This is a genomic window from Cellulomonas sp. (genome assembly GCF_017744555.1).
In the GTDB taxonomy this organism is placed as follows: domain Bacteria; phylum Actinomycetota; class Actinomycetes; order Actinomycetales; family Cellulomonadaceae; genus Cellulomonas.
This window is the reverse complement of the sequence record NZ_JAGIBD010000022.1, coordinates 47,827-56,391: the sequence shown is the minus strand read 5'-3', so window position 1 is coordinate 56,391 and position 8,565 is coordinate 47,827. Positions and strand designations below refer to the sequence as shown.

6 protein-coding genes are annotated in these 8,565 nt (G+C 74.3%); 1 reads left to right on the top strand and 5 read right to left on the bottom strand.

Annotated features, from left to right (window positions below):
• The 4 genes from J7523_RS14500 to J7523_RS14485 all read right to left on the bottom strand — a co-directional run.
• Positions 1–888, bottom strand: an 888-nt coding sequence (locus J7523_RS14500; protein WP_291887984.1) for an SMC family ATPase, incomplete at its 3' end; no start/stop codon positions are given.
• Positions 888–2,054, bottom strand: a complete 1,167-nt coding sequence (locus J7523_RS14495; RefSeq protein ID WP_291887981.1) for an exonuclease SbcCD subunit D C-terminal domain-containing protein — start codon at positions 2,052–2,054, stop codon at positions 888–890. The genes J7523_RS14500 and J7523_RS14495, both read right to left, overlap by 1 nt.
• A 103-nt stretch (positions 2,055–2,157) precedes the next feature.
• Positions 2,158–2,508, bottom strand: a complete 351-nt coding sequence (locus tag J7523_RS14490) for an STAS domain-containing protein (protein WP_291887978.1) — start codon at positions 2,506–2,508, stop codon at positions 2,158–2,160.
• A 170-nt stretch (positions 2,509–2,678) separates the two neighbouring features.
• On the bottom strand, positions 2,679–3,176 hold the full coding sequence (locus J7523_RS14485; RefSeq protein WP_291887975.1) for a YbaK/EbsC family protein: 498 nt from the start codon (positions 3,174–3,176) through the stop codon (positions 2,679–2,681).
• Between the two features lie 86 nt (positions 3,177–3,262).
• On the opposite strand from J7523_RS14485, the gene hrpA reads away from it, so the two are divergent.
• A complete protein-coding gene (hrpA, locus tag J7523_RS14480) occupies positions 3,263–7,684 on the top strand; it encodes an ATP-dependent RNA helicase HrpA (protein WP_291887973.1) in 4,422 nt (1,473 codons plus the stop codon).
• An 8-nt stretch (positions 7,685–7,692) separates the two neighbouring features.
• On the opposite strand, the gene J7523_RS14475 is transcribed toward hrpA, so the two are convergent.
• Positions 7,693–8,547 carry an ankyrin repeat domain-containing protein gene (locus J7523_RS14475; RefSeq protein ID WP_291887970.1) on the bottom strand — a complete coding sequence of 285 codons (855 nt, stop codon included), beginning with the start codon at positions 8,545–8,547 and terminating at the stop codon, positions 7,693–7,695.
• Positions 8,548–8,565 lie beyond the last annotated feature (18 nt).

Sequence of the window (8,565 nt, the reverse complement as noted above, 5' to 3'; positions counted from 1 at the left end):
GGCCTGCCGGACGCGCTCCGCGTCGGCCGCGGCGGCCCGGCCGGCCGCGCCGAGTCCGGCGAGCCGCTGCACGTGCTGGTCGACGACACCGGCCACCTCGTCCGCGAGCGACTCGACGGGTCCGCCGCGGCGCGACGCCTCGTCGACCGCGGACCGCAGCGCGTCCGCCTCGTCCGGGTCGAGCCGGGCGGCACCCACCAGGTGGGCGACGGCCTCGTCGAGCCCGACGCGCGCGGCCTCGACCGCCCGGTTCGACTCGGCGCGCATCTCGCCGAGCCGCACCTGCAGCCGCTCGTACACCTCGGTACCGAAGATCTTCTGCAGCAGGACCCGGCGCTCCTTGTCCGGGTCGGACCGCAGGAACCGCGCGAACTCGCCCTGCGGCAGGACGACGGTCTGCACGAACTGGGTGCGGTCGAGGCCGACGGCCCGCTGGATCTCGGCGCCGACCTCGTCGAGCCGGTTGCCGAGCGGTACGCCGACCAGGTCGAGCACCGCCGGCCCTGCGTGCACGTCGGCATCGGCGGGCAGCCGCCAGGCCTTGACGGTCGCCTGGGCGGTCGTCGTGCCGCTGCCGCGCTTCTTCGCGCGCTGGAACGCGGGCGTCCGGCGCACCCGGTAGAGCCCGGACGACACCTCGAACACGAGGTCGACGACGCTCTCGACGTGGTCCGCCGCGAAGGCCGACCGCAGCCGGTCGTCGCTCGCCTCGGCGGACGCGACCTTCCCGTACAGCGCGAACACGATCGCGTCGATGAGCGTTGACTTGCCGGACCCCGTCGGGCCGTCGAGCAGGAACAGCCCCGAGGCGCCGAGCGCGTCGAAGTCGATGGTGTGCGCGTCGGCGAACGGCCCGATGGCCTGCAGCGTCAGGGAGCGGATCTGCATCAGGCGCTCCGCTCCACGTCCGCGACCTGCTCGTACGCACGCCGCAGCACCGCGAGCTCGTCGGCCGCGGGCGCCAGGCCCGTCACGTGGTGCACGAAGTCCGCGGCCACGTCGAGGGGGTCGTGCGCGCCGGTCACCTCGGTCGCGCGGCTCGGCCGGGGGCCACCGTCGGCCGCGCGGTGCTGCACGACCAGAGCGTGCGGGAACCGGTGGCGCACGCGCCGCACGAGGTCCTGCGGACGGTGCGCGTCGGTCACGGTGACGCGGACCCACTGGTCGACGTGCGCCTCGCCGGCCGCGCCGAGCAGGTCGTCGAGCGTGCCGGTGACATCCGCGAGCCGGCGAGGCACCGGCGCGGGGACGAGCTCGGTCGCGACCGGCCCGGTGCCGGACAGGTCGACGAGCACCGTGGACTTGGCGTGGTGCTGCTCCGAGAACGAGTAGGCGAGCGGCGATCCGCTGTACCGCAGGACCGTGCCGTCAGACCCGCCGACCCGCTGCGGACCGTGCAGGTGGCCGAGCGCGACGTAGTCGACCCCGTCGAACACCCCCGCGGGCACGTGGTCGACGCCCCCGACCCGGATGTCGCGCTCCGACTCGCTCGGCAGGCCGCCCACGACGAACGCGTGCGCCGCGACGACCGTGCGCGACCCGGCCGGCCGGCCCGCCGCGTCGGCCCGGATCCGCCGCATCGCCGCCGCGGTCACCGCCTCGTGCGACCGGGCCAGCGGCGCCGCACCGTCGTCCGCGAGCGACGCCCGCGCGAAGTCGGGGTCGAGGTAGGGGATCCCGTAGACGAGCACGTCACCCTCGTCGTCCGGAAGCACGACCGGCGAGGCGAGCTCGGCGACCCGCGTGCGCAGGCGGACCCGCTCCCGCATGAGCGCCGACCCGAACCCCAATCGCGTCGCGGAGTCGTGGTTGCCCGACGTCACGACGACCGTGGCGTGCTCGGTCAGCCGCGCGAGCGCGTCGGACAGCAGCGTGACGGCCTCGACGGGCGGGATCGCCCGGTCGTACACGTCCCCCGCGACGACCACGACGGCGACCTGCTCGGAGCGCACGACGTCGACCAGGTGGTCCAGGTACGCCGCCTGGTGGTCGAGGAGATCGACCCCGTGCAGCGACCGGCCCAGGTGCCAGTCCGACGTGTGGAGCATCCGCATGCCCGGACCGTAACCGAGCCCTCCGACAGTCCCGGAGAGGTCGCCCGGCCTGTCCCGGACCCGCCCGGCGACCCGCCGGGCGACACGCCGTCGACGACCTGCGTCACACGGTCGCGACGTGCTCCGGCTCGTGCGGCAGCTCGCTCGAGAGCCCCACCATCTCGAGGACGTCGCGCAGCACCCGACCGGGGTCGTGCAGCGTCACCGGGATGCTGGCCTCCTTCGCCGCCATGTGCAGCTGCAGGACGAACGCGAGGCCCGACGAGTCGATGAACGTGGCGTCCGACGAGTCGATGACCACGGGGACGCCGTTCATGAGCGCCAGTCCCATCGACGCGCTGGCCTCCTCGCGGAGCGCCGCGTCGATCTCCCCGGCCAGGACGACGACGGTCCGCCCCTCCTGCACCTCCACCGTGATGGTCCCGGCGGCGGCAGAGTGCTCGATCAGCTCCATGGCTCCTCGCCTCGTGACACCAGCGCGTGCGGTACCGCTTTCTCGGGACCGGCGCCATGACCGTACCCGCAAGTATCGCTCACGCGACCCGAATCGGACCGATTACTCCGTTTCCCACACATTCAGGAGCCGGATCTGTCCGGTCCGGACAGCGTCACCGACGGCGACCTTCACTCGGGGTCGGTCACGTCCGCGACGGTCGCCGACAGCGCCTTCGTCAGCTCGTCCCCGTCGACGGTCGCCGCGACGCCGTGCGCGCCGCCGCCGATCGACACGGCCCGACCGGGGATCCGGGAGTCGGCGACGACGGGCCACTCCCGCACGGACCCGAACGGCGTGATGGTGCCGCGCTCGTAGCCGGTGACGTCGCGGGCGGTCGCGGCGTCGGGCATCGAGAGCCGGCTCACGCCGAGCAGGGCCCGCAGCTTGGGCCACGAGATGGTGCGGTCGCCGGGGACCAGCACGAACAGGAAGTCGTCGTCCCCGCGCCGCACGACGATCGTCTTGACGATCCCCGACGGCTCGATGCCGCGCGCCTGCGCCGCCTCGGCGAGCGAGCTGACGGGTCCGTGCCGGCTGACGGAGAAGCCGATCTCGGCCGCCTCCAGCGCGGCCAGCGCGCGCCGTTCGCCGTCGGAGGGCGGCTGGGCGGGGGCGTCGTCACTCATGCGCGCCACTGTAGGACGCCAGGCTCGTGCGGCCGTCGAGGAATCAGCGCGCGACGTCTCCCGAGCACCTGGGAGAATCGACGGTCGTGACCTCCTCCGCCTCCTCGCCTGCCGACCCGCGCGGTCCGGGCGACGGGCGTGCCCAGGGCGGGGAGGCGAGGCGCGGGGGTTCCGGACGACGAGGACGCGGTGCCCGACGACGCGACGACGGCCGCCCGTCGGGCGACGGCGCACCTCGCCAGAGTGCTCGGCGCGGGGGTCGCCCGCCGCAGGACGACGAGCGCACGGCCGCCCGTCGGGCCCGCGCAGCCGCCCACCGCGAGGCGGTGGTCCTCCCCGCGATCGTCTACCCCGACCAGCTCCCCGTCAGCGCCCGGCGCGACGAGATCGCCGCGGCGATCCGCGATCACCAGGTGGTCGTCGTCGCGGGCGAGACGGGCTCGGGCAAGACGACGCAGCTGCCGAAGATCGCCCTCGACCTGGGCCGCGGCCGGGCGGGCCAGATCGGTCACACGCAGCCCCGCCGGATCGCGGCACGGTCGGTCGCCGAGCGGATCGCCGAGGAGATCGGCACGACGCTCGGCGAGCTCGTCGGGTACCAGGTGCGGTTCACGGACGAGTCGAGCGAGAACACGCTCGTCAAGGTGATGACGGACGGCATCCTGCTCGCGCAGATCCAGCGGGACCCGCTGCTGCTGGCGTACGACACGCTGATCATCGACGAGGCGCACGAGCGGTCGCTCAACATCGACTTCATCCTCGGCTACCTCACGCGGCTGCTCCCTCGCCGGCCGGACCTCAAGGTCGTCATCACGTCCGCGACGATCGACTCGGCCCGGTTCGCGCGGCACTTCGCCGGTCCCCCGACGGACGACCACCCTGACGGCGTGCCCGCGCCGGTCGTCGAGGTCACGGGCCGCACGTACCCGGTGGAGATCCGGTACAGGCCGCTGTCCCCGGACGTCGAGGTCCCCGAGGGCGACGCCGCGCCGAAGCGGACGCGGCAGAAGGCGACCGAGGACCGCGACCTCATGACGGCCCTCACGGAGGCGGTCGACGAGCTCGCCGCCGAGGGGCCGGGCGACATCCTCGTGTTCCTCTCGGGCGAGCGGGAGATCCGCGACGCGGAGGACGCGCTGCGCACGTCGCTCGGTACGCGCGTCACCGACCCGCGGCACCCGCAGGCCGTCGAGCTCCTCCCCCTGTACAGCCGGCTCTCGGCTGCCGAGCAGCACCGTGTGTTCGAGCGGCACCCGCACCGTCGGGTCGTGCTCTCGACGAATGTCGCGGAGACGTCGCTGACGGTGCCGGGCATCAGGTACGTCGTCGACCCGGGGACCGCGCGCATCAGCCGGTACTCGAAGGCGACGAAGGTGCAGCGGCTGCCCATCGAGCCGATCTCGCAGGCGTCCGCGAACCAGCGCTCGGGCCGCTGCGGGCGTGTCGCGGACGGCATCGCGATCCGGCTCTACTCGGAGGACGACTTCGCGTCGCGACCGATGTACACCGAGCCGGAGATCCTTCGTACATCTCTGGCGTCGGTCATCCTGCAGATGATCGCCGTGGGCGTCGCCGCGTCGCCGGACGACGTCACGGGCTTCCCGTTCGTCGACCCGCCGGACGTGCGCGCGGTCCGCGACGGCGTCCAGCTCCTCACGGAGCTCGCCGCGCTCGAGTCCGTCGACGGCACCACCCGGCTGACCGAGACCGGCCGGGCGCTCGCACAGCTGCCCATGGACCCGCGGCTGGCCCGGATGATCGTCGAGGCCGGCCGCCGGGGCGTCGCGCGCGAGGTCATGGTGATCGCCGCCGCGCTGTCGATCCAGGACCCCCGCGAGCGGCCCGCCGACGAGCGCGACCGGGCCGACCAGCTGCACTCCCGGTTCGCCGACCCCACGTCCGACCTGCTCGCCTACCTCAACCTGTGGACGTACCTGCGCGAGCAGCAGCGCGAGCTGTCCGGCAACGCGTTCCGCCGGATGTGCCGGTCCGAGCACCTCAACTACCTGCGGATCCGCGAGTGGCAGGACGTGGTGACGCAGCTGCGGGAGCTCGCGAAGCCGCTCGGGATCCGCGTCGAGCCGCCGCAGGCCCGGCCGACGAGCCCCGAGGTGCCGGAGTCCGACCAGCCCGTCCGCGGAGCGCTGCGCCTCGAGTGGGACGCCGACCGGATCCACCTCGCGGTCCTGTCCGGGCTGCTGTCGCAGATCGGCATGCAGGAGGCCACCGAGGTCGCGGCGCCGGCCCGTGGCGGCCGCGCCGGGGGGCGGCCGGACCGGCGCGCCCGCAACGAGTACCTCGGCGCACGCGGCGCCCGGTTCGCGATCTTCCCCGGCTCGGGCCTCGCCAAGCGCCCGCCGGCGTGGGTCATGGCCGCCGAGCTCGTGGAGACCTCCCGCCTGTGGGCCCGCGACGCGGCGCGCATCCAGCCCGAGTGGGCCGAGGAGGTCGGCGCGCACCTCGTGAAGCGCACGTACTCCGAGCCGGCGTGGTCGACGAAGCAGGGCGCGGCGATCGCGTTCGAGAAGGTGCTGCTGTACGGCGTCCCGATCGTGGCGCAGCGGCGCGTGCTGTTCGCGAAGGTCGACCCCGAGCACGCGCGCGAGCTGTTCCTCCGGCACGCGCTCGTGCAGGGCGAGTGGACCACGCACCACGCGTTCTTCCACGAGAACCGCCGGCTGCTTGCGGAGGCCGAAGGGCTGGAGGCCCGGGCAAGGCGGCGCGACCTGGTGGTCGACGACGACGTGCTGTTCGCCTTCTACGACGAGCGCGTGCCCGACGACGTCGTGTCCGCCCGCCACTTCGACCAGTGGTGGAAGGGCGCCCGGCGTCGCGACCCGGACCTGCTGACGTTCACGCGCGAGCTCATCGTCGGCGACGAGGCGCATGCCATCGACGAGTCGGCGTTCCCGTCGCGCTGGCTGCAGGGCGACCTGAGTCTGCCGCTGACCTACCAGTTCCAGCCTGGTACAGAAGCGGATGGCGTGACTGTACACATCCCGCTGACGGCCCTCGCGCGGCTGACGCCGGACGGGTTCGGGTGGATGGTCCCGGGCCTCCGCGAGGAGCTCGTCACGGCCACCATCCGCTCGCTGCCCAAGCCCGTGCGCGTGCAGCTCGTGCCCGCCCCCGACGTCGCCCGCGGGGTCGAGGCGTGGCTCGCCACGCACACCGCGTCGTGGGAGGACACCGTCCGCGCCGGGGACGCCGCGCCGTCGTTCCGCGACATGTTCCGTCGGGCCGTGCGCGAGCTGCGCGACGTCGACGTGCCCGGGGACGCATTCGACGACGACCGGCTGCCCGCGCACCTGCGCATGACGTTCCGGGTGGTCGGCGACCGCGGGGGAGTGGTCGACGAGGGCAAGGACCTCCAGGTGCTGCGGCGCCGGCTGGCCGCGCAGACCCAGGAGGCCGTCGACTCCGCCGTGCGGACCGCGGTGCGGGCCGCGATGGAGGAGGCGCGTGCCGCGGGCGGGTCCGGACGACCGACGGCCGCGCCGGGTCCGTCGTCGGGCACCGGAGCTGCGGCGCGTCCCGGTGGCGGTGCCGCGGCCGGCGACCGGGCCGCGGCAGGGACCGCCACGGCGCCGTCGTCGCCCGGCGCCACGGCCCCTCTCGTCACCCTCGAGCGCACCGGCCTGCGCACCTGGCCCACCGACCTCCCCGACGGCCGCCTGCCCGAGGCCCTCGACGCCGGCCCGCAGGTCCGGGCCTACCCGACGCTCGTCGACGAGACCTCGTCGGTCGCCGTCCGGTCCCTCGCGGACGAGTCCGCCCGCCCGGACGCCGCCCGCCGCGGCCTGCGCAGGCTCCTGCTCCTCGACGTCGGCCTTCAGCCGGCCCGCGTCACGACGAGGTGGACCGGCACGCAGGCCCTCACGCTCGCCGCGAGCCCGTACCCGAGCACCGACGCGCTGGTCACGGACGTGCAGCTGGCCGCGATCGACCGCCTCATGACCGCCCACCTCGGTGACCGCACCCCGGCCGACGTCCGCGACGCCGACGCCTACGCCTCCCTGCGCACCGCCGTCCGTGACCGCCTGGAGGACGCCGTCCACGCGGTCGTCACCGACCTCGTCGCCGTCCTGACCGCGTGGCGCGAGCTCGACGCCGACCTGCGCCGCTCCGCGAGCCTCGCCCTGCTGTCGACGGTCCAGGACCTGCGCGAGCAGTCCGTCCGGCTGGTGCACGACGGGTTCGTGTCGGAGGTCGGCGCCGACCGCCTCCCGCACGTCGCCCGCTACCTCCGGGCGGCTCGCGCGCGCCTCGAGAAGGCCGCGGGCAACCCGCAGCGCGACAACGACCTCGCCTGGCAGGTCCACGACGTCGAGCAGCTCGTCGACGACGCTGCGACGGGCACCCGCCCCGGCACGGACCGGGCGGCGGCGATCGACGACCTGCGCTGGCTCGTCGAGGAGCTCCGCGTCAGCCTGTTCGCCCAGCAGCTCGGCACCCCGGTGCCGGTCTCCCCGACCCGCATCCGCAAGGCCCTCGCTGCACTTCCCTGACAGAGTCCCTAGGCCCGATGCTCCAGACTCTCGAGCAGGCGCGCGACCATCTCATGACCCTGGCCACGTGCCAACTGCGCGGCGGTCTGACCGTCGACCTGCTGGCCGGGGTCGGCTCCGGCGGCCACGAGCCGCTCGACGCACTCGCGGCTACCAGCCACGGCGGCCGCCAGGAGCGCTTCACCGCCGTTCGGGTCAGCCCCCGCGGCCAGCAGCATCGTGAGTACGTCAAGGTTGGCGTAGTTGGCCGCTCGGCTCAGCGGCGTCCACTCCAGCACGGGATCGACGACGTTGACATCCGCACCCGCCTCGATGAGCAGAGAGACCGTCGCGCCATCGGCTTCACCCGCGGCGCTGAGCAGCGGCGTGGAGGCGTCGTCGTCGCGGACGTCGACGTCCGCGCCCGAGTCGAGCAGGACCCGGACGACGTCGGGGTGGCACCGCTCGGCGGCGGCGTGCAGGGCCGTCCATCCGCCGGAGTCGGGGTCGAGCGCCGGCACGCCTGCGGACAGCAGCGCACGCACCTCGTCCAGGTCGCCAGACTCCGCGGCACGCACGATCGGCCGCTGTCCAACCAGTGGCAGGGCGCGCCGCGCAGCGGCACGGTCCGCCGCCGTCGGCGGTCGCAACTCGTGGCCGGGCAAAGGTGAGCCGCACCACGGGCAGCAGCGGATGCTGATGGAGCTCGTCGCTGCGGCACCCACGCCGTCGCGGACGGGCAGCCCGAAGGTGCCGTTCCGACGCCGTAGGAGCACTACGTCTGGGCAGTCCCACGGCGAAGTGTGCCGCTCGCACCTCTGCGCCTCGTGATACCGCAGGTCATCGCAGCAGTACGTCGCCTCGTCAAGCTCGTCGCGCGTCACGGCCTCATCGTGCCAGCG

Excerpts from the sequence above, each read along its gene's own strand:
- J7523_RS14495 (WP_291887981.1), bottom strand. The coding sequence starts at position 2,054 with ATGCGGATGCTCCACACGTCGGACTGGCACCTGGGCCGGTCGCTGCAC.
- J7523_RS14490 (WP_291887978.1), bottom strand. The coding sequence starts at position 2,508 with ATGGAGCTGATCGAGCACTCTGCCGCCGCCGGGACCATCACGGTGGAG.
- J7523_RS14485 (WP_291887975.1), bottom strand. The coding sequence starts at position 3,176 with ATGAGTGACGACGCCCCCGCCCAGCCGCCCTCCGACGGCGAACGGCGC.